16 protein-coding genes are annotated in these 18,237 nt (G+C 71.4%); 8 read left to right on the top strand and 8 right to left on the bottom strand.

The features are described from left to right. Positions 1 to 30: 30 nt before the first annotated feature. Positions 31 to 1,074: an NADP-dependent oxidoreductase gene (locus BM393_RS02755; RefSeq protein WP_091721488.1), complete on the top strand. Its 1,044-nt coding sequence runs from the start codon at positions 31 to 33 to the stop codon at positions 1,072 to 1,074. Between the two features lie 91 nt (positions 1,075 to 1,165). Here BM393_RS02755 and BM393_RS02750 read toward each other — a convergent pair whose 3' ends face one another. From BM393_RS02750 to BM393_RS25570, 3 genes are all read right to left on the bottom strand, one after another. Beyond that, positions 1,166 to 2,722 carry a methyl-accepting chemotaxis protein gene (locus tag BM393_RS02750; RefSeq protein ID WP_091721486.1) on the bottom strand — a complete coding sequence of 519 codons (1,557 nt, stop codon included), beginning with the start codon at positions 2,720 to 2,722 and terminating at the stop codon, positions 1,166 to 1,168. Between the two features lie 287 nt (positions 2,723 to 3,009). Then, positions 3,010 to 4,923 (bottom strand): diguanylate cyclase domain-containing protein, encoded by a 1,914-nt coding sequence (locus BM393_RS02745; RefSeq protein WP_091721483.1) that lies wholly within the window; start codon positions 4,921 to 4,923, stop codon positions 3,010 to 3,012. 35 nt (positions 4,924 to 4,958) lie between these two features. Continuing rightward, on the bottom strand, positions 4,959 to 5,384 hold the full coding sequence (locus BM393_RS25570; protein WP_175538162.1) for a response regulator transcription factor: 426 nt from the start codon (positions 5,382 to 5,384) through the stop codon (positions 4,959 to 4,961). A gap of 310 nt (positions 5,385 to 5,694) precedes the next feature. Between BM393_RS25570 and BM393_RS02735 the strand changes: the two genes are divergently transcribed. The 6 genes from BM393_RS02735 to BM393_RS02710 all read left to right on the top strand — a co-directional run bounded on the left by BM393_RS02735 (position 5,695) and on the right by BM393_RS02710 (position 12,712). After that, a complete protein-coding gene (locus tag BM393_RS02735) occupies positions 5,695 to 7,770 on the top strand; it encodes a CocE/NonD family hydrolase (protein ID WP_091721474.1) in 2,076 nt (691 codons plus the stop codon). A gap of 186 nt (positions 7,771 to 7,956) precedes the next feature. Next, positions 7,957 to 8,544, top strand: coding sequence for a hypothetical protein (locus BM393_RS02730; RefSeq protein ID WP_141225210.1), 588 nt, complete (start codon positions 7,957 to 7,959; stop codon positions 8,542 to 8,544). A gap of 61 nt (positions 8,545 to 8,605) precedes the next feature. After that, positions 8,606 to 9,100 carry a hypothetical protein gene (locus BM393_RS02725; protein WP_254783184.1) on the top strand — a complete coding sequence of 165 codons (495 nt, stop codon included), beginning with the start codon at positions 8,606 to 8,608 and terminating at the stop codon, positions 9,098 to 9,100. Further along, the gene (locus BM393_RS02720; RefSeq protein WP_254783183.1) at positions 9,097 to 10,047 is read left to right on the top strand and encodes a DUF2145 domain-containing protein; all 951 of its coding nucleotides are present in this window, start codon (positions 9,097 to 9,099) and stop codon (positions 10,045 to 10,047) included. Before BM393_RS02725 ends, BM393_RS02720 begins: the two co-directional genes overlap by 4 nt. Before the next feature lie 222 nt (positions 10,048 to 10,269). Then, the gene (locus BM393_RS02715) at positions 10,270 to 11,448 is read left to right on the top strand and encodes a glycerophosphodiester phosphodiesterase (protein WP_091721467.1); all 1,179 of its coding nucleotides are present in this window, start codon (positions 10,270 to 10,272) and stop codon (positions 11,446 to 11,448) included. 67 nt (positions 11,449 to 11,515) lie between these two features. Further along, complete coding sequence (locus tag BM393_RS02710; RefSeq protein ID WP_091721462.1) at positions 11,516 to 12,712, top strand: hypothetical protein; 1,197 nt, start codon at positions 11,516 to 11,518, stop codon at positions 12,710 to 12,712. Between the two features lie 54 nt (positions 12,713 to 12,766). Here BM393_RS02710 and BM393_RS02705 read toward each other — a convergent pair whose 3' ends face one another. Beyond that, complete coding sequence (locus tag BM393_RS02705) at positions 12,767 to 13,450, bottom strand: ion channel (RefSeq protein ID WP_091721459.1); 684 nt, start codon at positions 13,448 to 13,450, stop codon at positions 12,767 to 12,769. A 179-nt stretch (positions 13,451 to 13,629) separates the two neighbouring features. Here BM393_RS02705 and BM393_RS02700 point away from each other — a divergent pair, with 179 nt between their 5' ends. Then, positions 13,630 to 13,848: a hypothetical protein gene (locus BM393_RS02700; RefSeq protein ID WP_091721456.1), complete on the top strand. Its 219-nt coding sequence runs from the start codon at positions 13,630 to 13,632 to the stop codon at positions 13,846 to 13,848. A 12-nt stretch (positions 13,849 to 13,860) separates the two neighbouring features. Here BM393_RS02700 and BM393_RS02695 read toward each other — a convergent pair whose 3' ends face one another. The 4 genes from BM393_RS02695 to BM393_RS02680 all read right to left on the bottom strand — a co-directional run bounded on the left by BM393_RS02695 (position 13,861) and on the right by BM393_RS02680 (position 18,157). Next, positions 13,861 to 14,787, bottom strand: coding sequence for a DMT family transporter (locus BM393_RS02695; protein WP_254783182.1), 927 nt, complete (start codon positions 14,785 to 14,787; stop codon positions 13,861 to 13,863). 102 nt (positions 14,788 to 14,889) lie between these two features. Continuing rightward, positions 14,890 to 15,552 (bottom strand): amino acid ABC transporter permease, encoded by a 663-nt coding sequence (locus tag BM393_RS02690; RefSeq protein WP_091721452.1) that lies wholly within the window; start codon positions 15,550 to 15,552, stop codon positions 14,890 to 14,892. A 200-nt stretch (positions 15,553 to 15,752) separates the two neighbouring features. Continuing rightward, positions 15,753 to 16,769, bottom strand: a complete 1,017-nt coding sequence (locus tag BM393_RS02685; RefSeq protein WP_091721447.1) for a cytochrome d ubiquinol oxidase subunit II — start codon at positions 16,767 to 16,769, stop codon at positions 15,753 to 15,755. Beyond that, positions 16,766 to 18,157, bottom strand: coding sequence for a cytochrome ubiquinol oxidase subunit I (locus BM393_RS02680; protein ID WP_091721443.1), 1,392 nt, complete (start codon positions 18,155 to 18,157; stop codon positions 16,766 to 16,768). The genes BM393_RS02685 and BM393_RS02680 overlap by 4 nt, the downstream gene beginning before the upstream one ends. Between the last annotated feature and the right edge of the window lie 80 nt (positions 18,158 to 18,237).

Raw genomic sequence — 18,237 nt, 5'->3', positions numbered from 1 at the left:
ACGTCCTCACCCCTTTTGAAGGAATCCCGCATGACCACGCCCGTCAACCGCCGCATCGTGCTCGCCGCCCGCCCCGCCGGGCGCCCGGTGCCGGAGGACTTCCGCCTCGAGACCGTGCCCGTGCCGGCCCCCGGCGCGGGACAGGTGCTGCTGCGCACGCTGTCCCTGTCGCTCGACCCGTACATGCGCAACCTGATGGAGGAGGTCGGCCCCGGCTACGCGCCGCCGATCGGGCTGGGCGAAGTGCTGGTCGGCGGCACCGTCAGCCGCGTGGTCGAGTCGCGCCATCCGGACTGGCGCGCCGGGGAGCTGGTGCTGGCGAACGGCGGCTGGCAGGACTACGCGCTGTCGGACGGCCAGGACCTGGTGCCGCTGGGCGACATCAGCCGGCCCTCGCTGGCGCTGGGCGCGGCGGGCATGCCGGGCTTCACCGCGCAGGTCGGCCTGTTGGACATCGGCCGGCCCCGGCCCGGCGAGACCGTCGTGGTCGGCGCGGCGACCGGTGCGGTCGGCGCGATGGTCGGCCAGCTGGCGCGGCGGGCCGGCGCGCGCGTCGTCGGCATCGCCAGCGGCGCTGAAAAGGTCCGGCACCTGGTGGACACCTTCGGCTTCGACGCGGCGGTCGACCGGCGCGATCCGCGCTTCGCCGAGCGTCTGCGCGAGGCCGCGCCCGCCGGCATCGACGTCTACTTCGAGAGCGTCGGCGGCGAGGTGCTCGACGCGGTGTTGCCGCTGCTCAACCTCGGTGCGCGCGTGCCGGTGTGCGGCTTCATCGCGCATTACAACGAGGCGGGCAAGGACGAGGTCCCGGCGCCGGACCGGCGGGCGGCCTTGCTCGCGACGCTGCTGCAGAAGCGCGTCCGCATGGAAGGCTTCATCGTGCTGGACCATTACGGCGACGGGCTGTCGCGCTTCAAGGCCTTCCAGCGCGAGATGCTTGCCGCCATCGCGGCGGGCGAGGTCCGGGCGCTCGAGCACGTCATCGACGGGCTCGAGCTCGCGCCCCGGGGCCTGATCGACCTGCTCGATGGACGGCACCTCGGCAAGGTCGTCGTGACCGTCGCCGCGCCGTGACCGACGGGCCGCGCTGACGGCCTTCAGCGCCTTCAGCGCCCTCAGCGTCCTCGGCACACAACGGGCGGGCGGCCCCGTCCGTGCGGCGGACTTACCCCAGCCGGAACCGCGCCACCGACTGCACCAGCGCATCGGCCTGCTGCCGCAGGCTTTCGGCGGCAGCCGCGGATTCCTCCACCAGCGCGGCGTTCTGCTGCGTCACCTGGTCCATCTGGCTGACCGCCTCGCCGACCTGGTGGACGCCCTGCGACTGCTCGCGCGTCGCGCTGCTGATCTCGCCGACGACGTCGGTGACGCGCCCGATGGCCGAGACGATCTCCTCCATCGTCGCGCCCGCCTCGGCCACCAGGCCGGAGCCCTGCTCGACGCGCTCGACGCTGGTGCCGATCAGCGTCTTGATCTCCTTGGCCGCCTCGGCGCTGCGGCCGGCCAGCGCGCGCACCTCCGACGCCACCACCGCGAAGCCCTTGCCGTGCTCGCCGGCGCGGGCCGCCTCCACGGCGGCGTTGAGCGCCAGGATGTTGGTCTGGAACGCGATCCCGTCGATGGTGCCGATGATGTCGGCGATGCGGCGGCTGCTCTCGTCGATGCCGCGCATCGTGTCGACGAAGCGCGCCACCACCGCACCGCCGCGCTGCGCCACCTCGCTGGCCGAGCGCGCCAGGCGGTCCGCCTGCTGCGCGTTCTCCGAGGTCTGCTGCACCGTCTCGCCGAGCTCGGTCATCGTCGCCGCCGTCTGCTCCAGCGCGCTGGCCTGTTCCTCGGTGCGCTGGCTCAAGTCGCTGTTGCCCATGGCGATCTGCGCGCTGGCGCTGGCCACCGACTCGCTGCCCTGGCGCACGCCGCCCACCACCTGGCGCAGGCTCAGCTGCATCGCATGCAGCGCCGCGATCAGGCTGCGCTGGTCACCGGGACGCACGCGGATGTCGCCGCTGAGGTCGCCCTCGGCGACCTGCCGCACCAGCCGGGCCGCCTCGGCCGGATCGCCGCCCAGCAGGCGGCGGACGTGCCCCAGCAGCAGCAGCGCCAGGCCGACGGCCACCAGCACCGACACCAGCGTCAGCGACACGCTCCAGCCGTGCCCGGCCGCGTAGTCCGCCTCCGCGTCCTTGCGCGACTGCTCGCTGCCGGCGGCGTTGTAGTCGGCGCTGCGCTCGATCGCCCGCACCCAGGCGTTGAAGCTGCTGCGCGACTCGGCGCGGAAGAAGGCCCGCGCCTCCGCGTCGGAGTTCTCGCCGCGCGACAGGTGCAGCAGCTTCTCCTGCGCCTTGAAATAGGTGTCGCGCGCGGCGACCACCTCGGCATAGAGCCGACGCTCCTCGTCGTTGGTGATGAAGGGCTGGTAGGCCTGCTCCGCGGCGGCCAGCTCCTTGCGGGCGTTGGCGATCGCGCCTTCGATCTGGGCGCGCTCCTGATGGTCGTCGGAGAGCAGATGGTCCGGCTCCATGCGACGGATCTGGTTGGCCTTGACCCGGATGGCGGCCATGCTCTGGATGCTGGGCAGCCAGTCCTCCGCGATCTCGGTCGTGTTCTCGTGGACCCGGTTGAGCTGCAGCAGCCCCATGCCGCCGACCAGCGCGCACAGCGCCACCAGCAGCACGAAGGACATGGTCAATTGCGTCGACAGACGCCAGGCGCCGATGTTCATGTGATCCCTCCTCCTGGACAGACTGGATGAATTCCCCCTGGCCGCGGGCGTGGGCTAGCCACCACCCGCCGGGGGTGTTTCCCCCCACATCGGCAGATCCTGCCCGGAAGTTGAGCGCAAGGTGGCGTTGGCCGCCACGCCTGTCGCCCATCGGAGGGACCCGCCGCCGGATTGGCGCGGGGAACGCGGGCGGCGCGACAGGCACAGCAGGCCCGACGGCGCCGCGCCGCACGCACCGGCCCGGCAGGCGCGCAGCACCGGTGCGGGGATGCGGGCGACGCGGGGGCTCATGCGGCCACGGCCCATTCGGAATGCGCGTGGCCGGCGATCTGGATCTGGCCCTTGCCGGTGCGCTTGACCGCGTACATCGATTCGTCGGCCGCGTGGAGCAGCTCGCGGCAGTTGTCGCCGCCGCCGCCGACCACCGCGCCGATGCTGGCGCCGACCGAAACCTTCTCGCCGCAGTCCAACGTGATGCGGCGCTGGATCGAGAACAGGCAGCGCTGCAGCGTCTGCTCGACATCCTCCGGACGCGCGATGCCCGAGAGCAGGATCGCGAACTCATCGCCGCCCAGGCGGGCGACCACGTCGTTGCCGCGCACCAGGGTCTGCAGGCGCTGGCCGATCTCCATCAGCACCTCGTCGCCGGCCTCGTGGCCGTGCTGGTCGTTGATCGCCTTGAAGCCGTCCAGGTCCAGGTAGCAGACCGCGAAACCGCGGCCGGTGCGGCGCGCGCCCTGGATGGCGTCGCCGACCTTCTCCTCGAACAGGCGGCGGTTGGGCAGGCCGGTCAGCACGTCGCGCAGCGCCAGGTGCTGGGCCTGCTCCTCGCTGCGCTTGAGGCCGTCGATGTCCACCAGCATCCACATCGATTCGGTCTCCGAGACGACGGTGCCGTGCAGGTCCACCCAGAACTCGCTGCCGTCCTGGCGGCGCATGCGCAGCTGCGTCTGGAAGCGGCCGCCGGCCCGCATCGTCGCCAGCGCGGTGTCGCGCACGCGGGCATGCTCCTGCGGGCTGAGGAACAGCCGGATGGCAGCCTGGCCGACCATCTCGCCGGGGCCGTAGCCGAACATGCGCTCCAGCGCCGGGTTGCTCCAGACGGCGTGGCCGTCGCGCACGCGCACCATGCCGATCAGGTCGTTCTGCAGCATCGCGTCCTGCTCGCGCGCCAGCTTCGCCAGCGCCTCCCGCGAGCGGCGCTCGCCGCGGTGGATGCGGTGGATCAGCCCCGAGGCGGCGGCCAGCGCCAGCGCCACCAGCGCCGCCAGCAGCGATTGCCGCACGACCTGGGTGCGCCAGCCCGCCAGGAAGTAGTCGCTGCTCATGCCGGTGAACAGCGTCATCGAATACCCCGGCACCTTGCGGTAGGCGGTGATGCGGTCGACCTGGTCGATCGCCGTCGGCGTGATGTAGACGCCGCGTTCGGGGTTCTGCTCGAGCGAGCGCTGCGCCTGCTCCGACAGCGACCGGGTGCCGAAGCCCTTGGTCGAGTTGGGTTCGCTGGCGGAGTAGCGCGCCACCAGGTTCATCGCCTCCGAGCGCAGCGACACCGCGCCGGACGGGCCCAGGGCCACGCCGCTGAAGCGGTCGACGAAGTGCTTGGCGGTGACGACGGCGTACACGATGCCGTCGAAGTTGCCGTCGTGGTCGATCAGGCGGCGGGCCAGGATGATGCACCAGTGGTTCTGGGCGCGGCTGTTCAGCGGCTCGGAGATGACCATCGCGTCGGTCGTGCGGGCCTGCGAGAAATAGGCACGATCGCCCACGTTGAAGGGCCGCTCGCCGGGCATCAGGCCGGTGGTGACGGTGCCGTGGATGTCGGCGATGCGCAGCGCGGTGACCTGCGGCAGCAGGCCGCGCTGCTCCTGCAGCAGCTTGGCGACCATCGCCGCCTGGTCCGGCGACTGGCGCGCGCTGCGGTAGCGCAGCGCGATCGTGGCCAGCGCGTTGTCGGTGTTGCGCAGCTCGGCGTTGATCTCCACGGCCATGTTCTGCGCCAGGTTCTCGACCACGTCGCGGGCGCGGTCGGTCTCGGTCGCGCGGTGGCTCCAGAGGCTCAGCGCCGTCATCCCGACCAGCGCGACGACCACCAGCAGGTTGCCGACCACCAGCCAGGACGCCATGGCGCCGCGCGGCGACCAGGACAGCCTGGGCAGCGTCGGCAGCGGAATGCGGGGCAGCGTCATTGCGAGTTTCATGGCGGGTCCTCCCTGGTGGTCCGGGTCGCGCGGCCTCAGCCGACGGCGACGGCGCGGGGGCCGTCGCTGGTCGGGGCGTGCATGGGAGCGTTGGCCGCGCCGCGCTTGCACAGCTCGTGCAGGTCGCTGAGCAGCTGCTCGAAATCGAAGGCCTTGTCGTAGAAGGCGTCGGCGCCGCGGTGGCGGCACAGGCCGGCGACGACGCCGGAGGATTCGCCGCTGAGGACGAAGACGCGGCCGGGGTAGGCCTGGCCGCGCAGGCGCGTCAGCACCGACAGGCCGCTGCCCTGCGCCAGGCGCAGGTCCAGCAGGACGACGTCGGGGGTGGTGGCCATCACGGCGTCCACCGCCTCGTCCTCGCCGGAGGCCTCGGCGACGACCGTCAGTCCCTCCAGCTTGAGGGCGCGGCGCACCAGCAGCTGGCGCACGGGAACATGGTCTTCGATGACAGCGACTTTCATGGACGCCATGGTCCGCTTCCGTCGCCGCCGGCGCCAGCAAGCGGCTGCCACTCCCCATGAACGCCGCTTGCGGCAGCTGCTGTAGGGACATGCCCTACAGCGCGGGCGCGGCGACGGAGGCCGACATCGCGACGGCGCGGTCGCGTGACATCCTGCGCATCCGAGGGCCCGGCGAGGCAAGCCGCATACCCACCGCCCTCCTGATTTCCCCTCCGTCCCGGCCACGGCGACGGCCGGCATAGTCGCCGGCTCATGCCTCGCACAGAGTCGCCGCAGCGACCACCCGACCTCGGGATCACGGAGACAAGAGATGACCCAGGCCCACCCCACCCCGCGCCGCGCGGACCGTTCCTGGCGCGCGCGCGGCCGCGCGCTGCTGGTCGGGCTCGCCGCCGCCGGGGCGCTTCAGGCCGTCGCGCAGACGACGACGCTGGGCACGCGCGGCACGCTCGCCGCGCCCAATCCGGCGGTGACCGCCAATGCCGGCGCGAGCTGGCCCGCCACCGCGTACACCCGCGCTCCCGACCACCCGCGCGCCGTGACGCTGCCGCTGCGGTTCATCCCGCTCTCGTCGGGCAAGCAGCTGGCGGTGCTGGTGTCGATGCCGGCGGACTTCCTCGGCATTCCCCGGTCGGGCCGCTACCCGGTGGTGCTGACGCAGACGGCCTATCGCATCGATGTCGGCCAGTTCCTGGGCGTCTTCACCCCGGCTGGCGGCAACACGCTGCTGATCGGCGGCCTGGACCAGTTCATGGTGCGCCGCGGTTATGTCACCGTCGCGATCGACGCCCACGGCACCGGCATGAGCGGCGGCGTGACGCAGCTGATCGGCGAGGAGGAACAGCAGGCCTACCGCGAGGCGGTCGAGTGGGTGACGCGGCAACCGTTCTTCAACGGCAGCATCGGCGTGGCGGGGACCTCCTACCTCGGCATCAGCGCGCTGCTGACCGCCGGCCAGCAGCACCCGGCGGTGAAGGCCGCCTTCGCGCAGGTGCCGATGGGGGACGCCTACCGCGGCGTCGCGGCCACCGGCGGAATGTTCAATGCGCAGTTCCTGAGCACCTGGCTGCCGCTGACCCAGTCGCTGAGCGTGGCCAACGCGCCGGAGCTGCTGCTCCATCCCTGGTACGCGAGCCAGATCAACGCCGCGACGGCGGACCACGTCGCCGCGATCGACGGCTGGTACGCGCCGACCTTCGACGGCTTCGTCGGTGGCGCGAGCGGCATCGCCACCGACGACGGCGGCTTCTGGGCCGGCCGGTCGCCGGTGGAGAGCGCCGGGAAGATCCGGGTGCCGACCTTCATCGTCGGCGCGTCGCTGGACATCTTCCAGCGCGACCAGCCGCTGCTGTACGAGCAGCTCAAGCGCAACGTGCCGGCCAAGCTGGCGATCCTGCCGGGGGCGCATCTGCAGTCCGTGCAGGCGGGCATGGGCGGCTATGGCGGCGCGCCGTCGTTCGGGCCGCCGAGCACGACCTCGCTGCTGCTGCAATGGTTCGACCAGTACCTCCAGGGGCGCGAGACCGGCGCGCAGGCGCTGCCGACGGTGACGCAGTTCGTCGACGGTTATGGCGCCGGCGACACGCCGCGCTTCGCGACGGCGAGCGACTGGCCGCATCCGCGCATGGCGCCGCAGCGCTGGTACCTGCAGCCCGACGGCAGCCTGGCCGCGCGCATCCCGGCGGAGGCGGCGGGGCGGACGCTGGCCGAGCCGCCGGCGCCGACCGCCACCCGCGGCACCGCGCTGGGGACGCTGTTCACCGCGAGCGTCCAGGTGCGCGACCACAGCGACTGCTCGGCGAGCCAGGTGCAGTGGACCCTGGGCCTGGCGGGGCTGCTGCCGCGGCCGTGCTACTCGGACAGCGCGCGCGTCGAGTCGCTGCAGGGCGCGGCGGTCTTCGAGACCGCACCGATGGCGCAGGACCTCTACCTGAACGGGCCGATCCAGGCGGACCTCTGGATCTCGACGACGCGCACGCAGGCGGCGCTGTCGGTGCGCATCGACGATGTCGACCCGGCCACCGGCACGGTCAAGCCGCTGACGCACGGGCTGATGTCGGCCGCGCACCGGGCGGTGGACACGAGCCGCTCCCGCTTCGTCAACGGCACGATGATCCAGCCGTGGCACCCGTTCACCACGGCCGCGATGCTGCCGGTGGTGGCCGGCGAGCCGATGCTGGTGCCGGTGGAGGTGTTCCCGGTCGCGGCGCTGATCCGCGCGGGGCACCGGTTGCGCATTGCGATCAGCGCGAGCAACCAGGCCCAGGGCATCTGGCCGGCGCCGCTGCAGCGCCAGGCCGAGGGCAACCTCACGACCCTCCACGCAGGCCCGCTGCGGCCGTCGAGCGTCGTGCTGCCGGTGGTGCCAGCGGGCGAGCTCAACTGAGCATGCGGGTCAGGCGAGCCCTGACCCCGCGGCGTCCATCCCCACTATCGATATGCGTCGGGGGACCGACCTACTCGAACCGGCATCCCCCGACGATGCGCTCTTCCGAGGGAGTGCCTTCCGCCTCGCGCCGATCCAGACTGCAGGCCTTCGGGATGGGTTTGCAGTTTGGAAAGGATCGAGGCGATGAATGCAGTGATCAATGCATGGACGGACCGGGTACCAACGCGGACGCCAGCGGGCGACGACATGCGGGCGAGCGAAGCCTGGGACGCATGGGTGGAGCCACTGGTCGACCTGTTGAAGTCGCCGGCCTCCCGGCTCATCCATCTGATCAGCGAGCGGCCGGCGCCCAGCGCCGCCACGCCGGACTGGGCGTCGATCGCCGTCCAGCTGCGGCACGCCTTCAATCGCAACGAGGTCAGCAGTCGTGAGGCTTATGTTCGGCTGCGCCTGGCGCTGGGCGTGCTCTGGATGCAGCAAGTGCCAATCTGCCAGGGGCCGGCCGGCATCCGGTTCTACGAGGACGACTGCCTCGACGCCCATGTGTTGGTGACCCTGCACGTCGACGTCGATCCCCGCCGTGCCTACGATCTTGGCGGCGAGTTGCGCACGCTGGCCAGCGCCTGCGACGCTTGCGTCCTGGGTTTCCTGGTGCTCTTCCAGTCGATCCATCCGGCCCCTCCTTCGCCCCGCCTGCAGCGATCGGAAGACGACGGGGAGCTCGATGCGCCCGACGAGGTGTTCGAGAAGTGCGCCGCCCCGAACACCTGATTCCGCGCGTTCGCCTATGCTTGCGCCGTCCGGCTGCTCCCGCGGCCGGACCGACTTGCCCATGGACGGTCCTATGCGCCACAGCTTCTCTCACCTCTCCCGCTTTTCCCTCGCCCTTGCCGCCGCCGCCGCGGCCACTGCCCTCATCACCACGCCCGCCCGCGCCGACAGCCTGGTCACCTCGGCCTCCAGCGCCGGCTCGGTGTCGTCGAAGCAGCTGTCCGATTCGATCGGCCAGTCGAGCGACAGCTCCAGCAAGGACCGCAAGGTCGCCGAAGGCGAATACAAGGTCCTCGCCGTCGAAGATGCCGCCGGCCGCGCCGACACGACGCGCCTGCACCTGCAGCCGGTGCGCGCCGAAGGCGGCACCGATTTCTTCCTCTACGTGCCCAAGCAGGCCGTCGCCGCCCAGCCGCTGCGGGTCGGCGACCATGTGCTGGCCCGCCAGCGTGACTACGGCTACGAGTTCGCCCGCGCCGAGAACCGCCAGGCCTTCCTGCTGGCGCTGCGCGACGACTGGCACCGCGAACTGGAATCCCATCCGGTGACCCTGTGACCCCGCGACGGCCGCGCCGCGCCGCGATCCCCGCCGCGGCCGGCCTCGGCCTCGGCCTGCTGGCCGCGCTGGCCCTCGGACTCACGCTCGTCACGAGCGCCCGCGCCGCGACCTTCTGCGACCGCGGCGGCGAGGTCCCCGCCACCGAGCAGGACCGCCAGCTCCAGGTCGTCGCGGTCGCGCGCCGCGAGCTGGTGGCCAGCGGCGTCGACGCCGCGCTGGTGTCGCGCTCCGGCACCGACCTGAGCCGCTTCCAACTGCAGTACTCCCACAGCGGCCTCGCGCTGAAAGACAGCCGCAACAGCCCCTGGTCGGTGCGCCAGCTGTATTACGCCTGCGACGAGTCACGGGCCCGGCTCTACGACCAGGGCCTGGCCGGCTTCCTGCTGAGCGCGGGCAAGACCGCGCCGATCCGGCTCGCCATCGTGACCCTGCCTGGCGAGGCCGGCAGCCGGCTCGCCGCGCGCGCCTTGGACAACCGCCTGGCGCTCGCGTTGCTGTCGCCGCGCTACAGCGCGAGCGCCTATGCCTTCGCCACGCGCTACCAGAACTGCAACCAGTGGGTCGCGGAGTTGATGGGCTTCGCCTGGCAGCCCCGCGAGGACGACGCGTCGACGCCCGACCGCGCCCAGGCGCAACGCGCGCTGCGGGCGCTGGGCTACGACCCGACGCCGGTGGTCGTGCCGTCGCATGCGATGATGTTCGCCGCCCAGTTCGTGCCGCTGATCCACAGCGACGATCACCCGCTCGATGACCTCTACGCGATGCGCCTGAAGGTCTCCACCCCGGCGGCGCTCGAGGCCTTCGTCCACCAGCGGGTGCCTCAGGCGCAGCGCATCGAGCTCTGCGCGACCGGCGGCGAGATCGTCGTGCGACGCGGCTGGGAGCCGCTGCCACCGGACTGCCGCGCCGCGCCAGGCGACGAAATCCTGCCCCTGGCCTCCTGAGCGCCAGCCGCTCAGCGCCCTCCCCCGCCCTCCTCCCCTGTAAGACCTGTTTCAGGGGACTTCCCGCGGTGGGGAGATCATCAAATCTTCATCCGTCAGCGCCTACCCTTCGAGCGCTTCACGTTTCGACCACGCGACCGTCACATCGGCCCGACAGCCTCTGCGCTGGCGGACCTTCGTGACTCGCCCCAACGACACCATCCGCTCGAAGGAGACCCTCGCATGAAGCTGCTCCGTTCCACCCTGCTCGCCGCCGTCGCGGCCGCCTCGCTGGCGTCCACCGCCTGCGCGCACGAGGCCTACCACCCGCCGCGGGCCAAGGAGCCGCTGCTGATCGCGCACCGCGGCGCCAGCGGCTACCTGCCGGAGCACACGCTGGCCGCCTACTGGCTGGCCATCGAGCAGGGCGCGGATTACGTCGAGCCCGACCTCGTGCTGACCAAGGACGGCGTGCTGGTGGCGCGCCACGAGAACGCGATCGCGATCCTGAATCCGGACGGCTCGGTGCGCGAGGCGACGACCGATGTGGCCGAGCGGCCTGAATTCGCCTCGCGCAAGACGACCAAGAGCATCGACGGCGTGGCCATCACCGGCTGGTTCACCGAGGACTTCACGCTGGCCGAGCTCAAGACGCTGCGCGCCCGCGAGCGCATCCCGCAGATCCGGCCGGCCAACAGCCGCTTCAACGACATGTTCGAGGTGCCAACCTTCGAGGAAGTGCTGCAGCTGGTGCAGCAGGCCAACGAGCGCCGCCGCGAGGAGGCCAGCCGCGACGGCCGCGACGGCCGCTGGGGCCACCGCAAGGTCAAGCCGATCGGCGTCTATCCGGAGACCAAGCACCCGAGCTACTTCGCCGGCATCGGCCAGCCGCTGGAGGAGCCGCTGGTGCGCCTGCTCCACAAGTACGGCTACCGCGGCCCGGACGCGGCGGTCTTCATCCAGTCCTTCGAGGTCGGCAACCTGCGCAAGCTCAAGCGCATGACGCGCGTGCCGCTGGTGCAGTTGCTCAGCGCCACGGGCCAGCCCTACGACTTCACGCTCAGCGGCGACAAGCGCAGCTACGCCGACCTGGCCAAGCCGGCCGGCCTGGCCGAGATCTCCAGCTATGCGCAAGGCATCGGCGCCAACACCAACCTGATGATCCCGCTGGTGGCCGGCCGCCTGGGCACGCCGACGACGCTGGTGAAGGACGCGCATGCGGCGGGGCTGATCGTGCACGGCTGGACCTTCCGCGCGGAGAACAGCTTCCTGCCCAACGAGTTCGACAGCAGCGACGACCCGGCGGCGATCGGCAACCTCGCCGGTCAGATCGATGCCTTCCTCAAGCTCGGCATGGACGGCCTGTTCAGCGACCAGTCCTTCCTGGCGCGCAAGGCGATCGACGCGTACGTGAAGCGCTGAGGACCGGCGCGGCGGGGGCGTCGCGCCACTTCGCTAGACTCCCTCCATTCCACTGGAGCCGTCCCGCATGTCCGCCCCCGCGCCCCTGCTGCTGCCCCCGCCCGAATTGAAGGGCGTCGACGAGGTCGTCGCCGACCCCTTGCGATTCAAGGCCAAGCTCGCCATCGGCGAGGCGGCCTATGCCTCGCTGCGCATGATCAAGCGCGGCCGCGAGGTGTGGGACGTCCTCGGCGCCGCCGGCGCGGGCGCGGCGGTCGCCAAGACCGGCATGGTCGCGTCGCTGCTCGGCGCGTCGGCCACGCCGATCGGCTGGGTGGCCTTCGCGGCGCTCGCCTCGGGCGGCGCCTGCTACGGCATGTACCGCCTGCTGAGCTCGACCAAGGGCGACCGCGTCATCGAGATCCCCAAGTACCTCAACACCCCACTGGACACGCTGGGCCTGGCGCTGTTCGACCTGATCGCGCCGCTGTCGCTGCGGCTCGCTGCTGTCGACGGCGCCATCGAGGCCGCCGAGCGCCAGTACCTCGTCGACCACCTGATCGACGACTGGGGCTTGAACCGCGCCTTCGTCGAGCAGTCCGTCGCCGCCGTCGAGGCGCGGCTGGGCGGCAGCGACCTGGCCGCGATGGCGGCCGAGGGCGCCGAGTTCCTGCACCTGAATCCCGACTGCAACCATGCCGCCATCGCCAAGGACCTGGGCGTCTTCATGCGCGGCATGCTCGAGGCCGGCGGGCCGCTGACGCCGGCCGAGGCCGAGGCGCTCGACACCGTCGTGCGGCTGCTCGCCACCGCGCCGCCGGGCGAGCTCTCCAAGCGCTGGAACCAGACCATGGGCCTGGCCGGCGGCGCGGCGGGCCAGGTGCGCACCGTGCTGGTCGACGCCGCCGACTGGACCCAGCAGCGCCTGCCCAGCGCCGACCAGGTGCGCGCGACGACGGCCACCGCCGCGACGACCGCCTGGGACGCCGCGCGCAAGGCCGCGGACTGGACGCAGCAGCAGCTGCCGACCATCGACCAGGTGCGCGCGCAGGCCGGCGACGCCGCCACGCAGGCGGCCGACGCGGCGCGCAAGGCCGCCCAGTGGACGCAGGAGCGGCTACCCAGCGCCGAGCAGGTCCGCAGCACCACCGCCGAGGCCGCCAACCAGGCCATGGGCGTCGCGAAGAAGGGCTTCGCCTGGGCCAAGGACCTGACGACGCGCGCACCCGAGGCCCCCGGCGCCGATCAGCTGCCGCGCGGCGACGTGCCGCCGGCCAAGCGTTAGGCGACGACGACGGCGACCGCGGCGCTGCGCTGCGCTGAGCCGCGGCCGCGATCGTCAGTCGAGGTCGGACAGCTCGCGGCGCCGGATCAGCGTCAGCCCGATCAGCCGCGACACGACGGCCGCCAGGTACATGACGCCGACGAACATCTCGACCGTCGTGACCGCGCGCGCCAGCGGCTTGACCGGGATCACGTCGCCGATGCCGGTGCTGGACAGCAGCGCGAAGCTCAGGAACATCAGCTCGGTCCAGGTGCGCGGCGACTGCGGATCCACCGCCGCCGAGAAGCTGCCCGGATACAGCGCCTGCACCACGACGAACAGGTGGGCGAAGCCCCAGGCCAGCAGCGTGAAGGTGGCGCCGGCGGCGAAGAGCTCGTCGGTGGTCGCATGCCAGTCGCTCATCATGTAGGCGATCAGGCTGGCGGCGGCATAGAAGTAGAACAGCGCCTCCAGCGCGGCGGACCACGGCAGCAGCTGGTCCATGCCCCGGAACGCCTGCAGCAGCAACAGCGCGATCGCCGGCAGCGCGATGGTCACGCTCAGCCAGGTCAGCCCCGGCGTGCTGCGCACCATGCGCGTGGTGAAGACCAGCACCACGATGCCGAAGGCGCTGAGCGCCAGCGGCGCGGCGCGGCTGGACTCGATCAGCGGATACAGCAGCAGTCCCAGCAACTGCACCAGCAACAGGATGGCGGACGGATGGCGCCGCGTCAGGACGAGGACTCGAAGGACACGCATCGACGCATTCTCCACGGGCGCGTGCCGCGAGCCGGGCCTCGGGCCGGCGTCGTCGCCAGAATGCGGTGCCGTCCTACTTGCGCCGCCGCCGGCTTGAGGTCCAATGAGCCACCCCGGCGGGATGGGCGCGAAGCGACGCGGCCGCCGGTCAATCCCTATCGCAAGGACTGGAGGACGTCATGGGTGGCATTCGTTGGGTGGGCGTGATCCTGATCGCAGCGGGCGTGCTCGCGCTGGTCTACGGTGGCTTCTCGTACACGAAGGAGAACACCGCCGCCAAGCTGGGCCCCATCGAGCTCAAGGTCGAGGAGACCAAGCGCGTCAACGTGCCGATGTGGGCCGGCGTGGCCGCCATCGCGCTGGGCGGCGTGGTGCTGCTCGGCGCCGGCCGCAAGTAAGCGGCCCGCGGCTCAGCGCCGGCCGAGGTTCATCAGCGCGGTGCCGGCGATCGCCATCGTGCCGCCGACCAGCAGCGACGCGTCCACGACCTCGCCCAGCCACAGCGCCGAGAACACGACGCCGAACACCGGCACCAGCGTGATGTAGCCGGACGCCGCGCCAGCGCCCAGCGCCTTCACGCCGTCGAAGTACCAGGCGTAGGCCAGCGCCGTCGAGCCGACGGTGATGCCCGCCATGCACAGCCACGCGTTGCGCGGCGCGGCCAGCACGCCGGCCAGGCCGGCCGTGCCGTCGACGGCCAGCGTCAGCGCCAGCAGCATCACCGCGCCGATCGCGGCGGTGACGGCGGTGGTGGTCAGCGCGTCGACGCCGGCCATCACCTTGCGACCGATCAGCGTGTAGGCCACCCAGCAGCCGACGCAGCCCAGCAGCAGCAGCTCGCCGATGCCGACGCGCCCGTCCAGCACATGCCAAGGCTCGCCGCGCGTGATCACGACGGCCGCGCCCACCGCCGCGAGCGCCATGCCCAGGCCGATGCGCTTGTTCAACCGCTCATGGAAGATCCAGGCCGCCAGCAGCAGCGTGATCACCGGGTTCAGCGTGATCACCAGCGCGCCCTTGCCGGCCGGCACATGCTTGAGGCCGCTCATGAAGAAGGTCGCGTAGCCGAAGACGCCGAAGCTCGCCGCCAGCACCATGCCGGCCCAGCGCGAGGCCGTCCAGCTGCGCAGCGCGGCCAGGCGGCCGGTGCTCGCCAGCCACAGCATCAGGATCGCGCCGGCGATCAGGAAACGGCAGGCGGCCGCTGCCAGCGGCGGCATCGCCTGCGCCAGCACCCGCCCCCACGGCCAGGACGCGCCCCACAGCACCGCCATGCCGACCAGGCGCAGGTGGGTGGAGAGATGCGAAGGGGCATGGGTCATCGGGGCGGCGCTCATGGGTGGGAACTATCGGCGTTCGGCGTCACGGGCCGGGCGATGCGCGCCCGTGCCGCGAGGGGTGCCGGAAGGCATGCCGCGGTGAGCGGTGAGCGCCAAGCCTCAATGCGGATAGGCCATCCGTTTCTCCATCCACTTCTGCACCTGCTCGAAGGCGAAGCTCAGCAGCCAGTAGATCGCCGCGGCCGCCATGTAGAGCGGGAAGGGCTGGAAGGTGGTGGAGATCAACTCCTTGGTGGCCAGCATCAGCTCGGTGACCGCGATCACCGACACCAGCGAGGTGTCCTTGATCAGCGAGATGAGGCTGTTGGACAGGCTGGGCACCGCCGCGCGCAGCGCCTGCGGCCCGATCACGAAACGCAGCGTCTGATGGCGGCTCAAACCCAGCGAGGTGCCCGCCAGCCACTGGCCCTGCTCCACCGCGCCGATGGCGCCGCGCATCGTCTCGCTCATGTAGGCGGCCACGTTCAGCGTCAGCGTCAGCACGCCGGCGACCAGCGGGGAGAACTCGATGCCGATGCTCGGGAGGCCGTAGTAGACGATGAACACCTGCACCAGCAGCGGCGTGCCGCGCATCGCGCTCACGTAGACCGCCATCAGCGTGTCCAGGACCGGCACGCGCAGCACGCGCACCAGCGTGATCAGTCCCGCGAGCGGCAGGCCGAAGATCATCGCCATCACCGCGAATAGGAGCGTGTAGCCGGTGCCCTTCAAGAGCACCGGCCAGGCCATCTCGGCCAGGGAAAGCAAGGACGGGAGATCCATGGAGTTCTTCGGGAGCAGCGCGCCTCGCGGCGGAAGTGGCGATGTTGCCATCTTCTCCTCGCCCCCTCTCCGCCTCTGTCGAACTCCCTCTCCCGCTTGCGGGAGAGGGGTGGGGGTGAGGGCCAGCGGCCGTCGCAGGAACCCTCACCCCTTCCCTCTCCCGCAAGCGGGAGAGGGAGTCGGTACAGCCAGGCCTGCGGTCAGTACGCGAGCGCGCGGACCTTGCCCTTGAACACGCGATAGGAAAACAGGCTGTAGGCCAGGATCACCGGGAGGGTCAGCGCCGCGCCGACCAGCAGGAAACGCAGCGACTCGTCCGCCGCGGCGGCCTGCCACAGCGTGATCCGGTCGATCACGACGAACGGATAGAGGCTGTAGGAGAGCCCGAAGAAACTCAGCGTCAGCACCACCACCATCAGCGCGAACGGCGCCCAGCACAGCTTGCCCAGCACGCGATGCGAGTTCAGCAATCCCCGCAGGGCCGCGAGCGCGAGCACCGCCGTCAGCGGCAGCGGAGCCAGCGCGATGATCCCCGGCAGCTCGAACCAGCGCGCCCGCACCGTGCCGCTCAAGCACGGCGAGGCGACCGACACCAGCACCAGCCCCGCGATGACCGCCGGCCACACGCGCCTGGCCCAGACGACGGCGCGCCGCTGGAGCTCGCCCTCGGTCTTGATCAGCAGCCAGCCGGCCCCGAGCGGCGCATAACAGGCCGTCAGCGCCAGCGCGATGCCGGCCGCGAAGACCCGCGCTCCCGCGCCGTCGTCGAAGCCGGTGACGTAGCGGCCCAGCATCCAGCCCTGCGCCAGCGCGGCCAGCGCCGAGCCCCCGGCGAAGGCGGCATCCCACCAGCGCTTGTGCGCCGGGTCGCCCTTGGCGCGGAAGTCGAAGGCCGCGCCGCGCAGGATCAGCCCCAGCAGCATCAGCACGACCGGCGCGTACAGCGCGGTCAGCACCACGCCCTGCGCCTTCGGGAAGGCGATCAGCAACAGCCCGACAGCGAGCACCAGCCAGGTCTCGTTGGCATCCCAGAACGGTCCGATCGACGCGACCATCCGGTCGCGGTCGGCCTCCGGCGCCACCGCGGTCAGCAGGCCGACGCCCAGGTCGTAGCCGTCCAGCACCACGTAGAGCAGCAGCGACACGCCCATCAGGGCCATGAAGATCACCGGCAGCACGCTGCCCTCGACCAGTGGCGTTGCGGCGAGCGCGTTCATGCGAAGGTCCTCGAGATGACGGGAATGCCGGCGCCGTGCGAGGCGCTGCCGGGCTGCGGATCGTCCTGTCCGAGGTGCGCGGGCGCATCGGCGGGACGCTTCTCCGCCATCCGCTTGATGGCGGCGACGTAGGCGATCAGCAGCGCCAGGTAGACGGTAGCGTAGCCGGCCAGCGACGCGGCGATCATCGAGCCGGGGTTGTGCGCCGCCACCTCCTGCGTCCGCAGCAGGCCGTGGACGATGAAGGGTTGCCGGCCGATCTCGGTGACGTACCAGCCGGCGACGGTCGCGATCCAGCCGGAGAAGCTCATCAGCGACAGGCCCCACAGCCAGGCGCGCGGCAGGCGCCGCCAGCCCGAGCGGCGGAACAGCCACCAGCCGCCCCAGGCGAAGCCCAGCATCAGCACGCCCATGCCCACCATCACGCGAAAGCCGAAGAACAGCGGCTTGACCGGCGGATGCGCGCCTTCGAATTGATCCAGGCCGCGGATCTCGCCGTCGGCGTCGTGGGTGAGGATGAGGCTGGCCAGGCGCGGAATGCCGATGGCCAGGCGGTTCTCCTTCGCCTGCTCGTCGGGCAGCGCGAACAGCAGCAGCGGCGCACCGCGCTCGGTGTGCCAGATGCCCTCCATCGCGGCGATCTTGGCCGGCTGGTGCTTGAGCGTGTTGAGGCCATGCAGGTCGCCGGCCAGGATCTGCAGCGGGATCAGCACCGCGCCCAGCGTCAGCCCGAGACGCATCACCCGCCGCGTCTCCGCCCGCTCGACGCCCTTGAGCATCTGCCAGGCGCTGAGGCCGCTGAGCAGGAAGGCCACGGTCAGCCCGGAGGCGAGCAGCTTGTGGGCCAGCCGGTAGGGGAAGGAGGGGTTGAAGATCACCGCCCACCAGTCCACCGCATGCAGGATGCCGTCGCGCATCTCGTAGCCGGCCGGAGTCTGCATCCAGGAGTTGAGGCTGAGGATCCAGAACGCGCTCAGCGTTGTGCCGAAGGCGACCGTGGCTGTGGCGATGAAGTGCAGGCGCGGGCTGACGCGCTCGCGGCCGAACAGCATGATGCCGAGGAAGCCGGCTTCCAGGAAAAACGCGGTGAGGACCTCGTAGCCGAGCAGCGGGCCGGCGATGTTGCCGGCGCGTTCCATGAAGCCGGGCCAGTTCGTGCCGAACTGGAAGCTCATCGTCACGCCGCTGACCACGCCGAGGGCGAAGCTCAGCGCGAAGACCTTGGTCCAGAACTGGTAGGCCGCGAGCCACGCGGCCTCGCCGCTGCGCCGCCAGCGCCAGAGCATGAAGAGCACCACCCAGCCCAGTGCGATGGTGATCGTCGGGAAGAGGATGTGGAAGGTGATGTTGAGCGCGAACTGCATGCGCGCCAGGATGAACGGGTCCATGGCCGCGCAGTGTTGGGCATTGCGCGATCGCAAGGAAGGGACAGATCGTCCTAGGACAGATCGCCCTAGGACAAATTGCC

This window comes from Mitsuaria sp. PDC51 (genome assembly GCF_900113225.1).
Taxonomy (GTDB): Bacteria; Pseudomonadota; Gammaproteobacteria; order Burkholderiales; family Burkholderiaceae_C; genus Roseateles.
The sequence above is the reverse complement of the archived record's forward strand: the minus strand, read 5'-3'. Positions and strand labels throughout refer to the sequence as shown.

Coding starts and splice junctions, on each gene's coding strand:
- BM393_RS02755 (WP_091721488.1), top strand. CDS start 31: ATGACCACGCCCGTCAACCGCCGCATCGTGCTCGCCGCCCGCCCCGCC.
- BM393_RS02750 (WP_091721486.1), bottom strand. CDS start 2,722: ATGAACATCGGCGCCTGGCGTCTGTCGACGCAATTGACCATGTCCTTC.
- BM393_RS02745 (WP_091721483.1), bottom strand. CDS start 4,923: ATGAAACTCGCAATGACGCTGCCCCGCATTCCGCTGCCGACGCTGCCC.
- BM393_RS25570 (WP_175538162.1), bottom strand. CDS start 5,384: ATGAAAGTCGCTGTCATCGAAGACCATGTTCCCGTGCGCCAGCTGCTG.
- BM393_RS02735 (WP_091721474.1), top strand. CDS start 5,695: ATGACCCAGGCCCACCCCACCCCGCGCCGCGCGGACCGTTCCTGGCGC.
- BM393_RS02730 (WP_141225210.1), top strand. CDS start 7,957: ATGAATGCAGTGATCAATGCATGGACGGACCGGGTACCAACGCGGACG.
- BM393_RS02725 (WP_254783184.1), top strand. CDS start 8,606: ATGGACGGTCCTATGCGCCACAGCTTCTCTCACCTCTCCCGCTTTTCC.
- BM393_RS02715 (WP_091721467.1), top strand. CDS start 10,270: ATGAAGCTGCTCCGTTCCACCCTGCTCGCCGCCGTCGCGGCCGCCTCG.
- BM393_RS02710 (WP_091721462.1), top strand. CDS start 11,516: ATGTCCGCCCCCGCGCCCCTGCTGCTGCCCCCGCCCGAATTGAAGGGC.
- BM393_RS02705 (WP_091721459.1), bottom strand. CDS start 13,450: ATGCGTGTCCTTCGAGTCCTCGTCCTGACGCGGCGCCATCCGTCCGCC.
- BM393_RS02700 (WP_091721456.1), top strand. CDS start 13,630: ATGGGTGGCATTCGTTGGGTGGGCGTGATCCTGATCGCAGCGGGCGTG.
- BM393_RS02695 (WP_254783182.1), bottom strand. CDS start 14,787: ATGAGCGCCGCCCCGATGACCCATGCCCCTTCGCATCTCTCCACCCAC.
- BM393_RS02690 (WP_091721452.1), bottom strand. CDS start 15,552: ATGGATCTCCCGTCCTTGCTTTCCCTGGCCGAGATGGCCTGGCCGGTG.
- BM393_RS02685 (WP_091721447.1), bottom strand. CDS start 16,769: ATGAACGCGCTCGCCGCAACGCCACTGGTCGAGGGCAGCGTGCTGCCG.
- BM393_RS02680 (WP_091721443.1), bottom strand. CDS start 18,157: ATGGACCCGTTCATCCTGGCGCGCATGCAGTTCGCGCTCAACATCACC.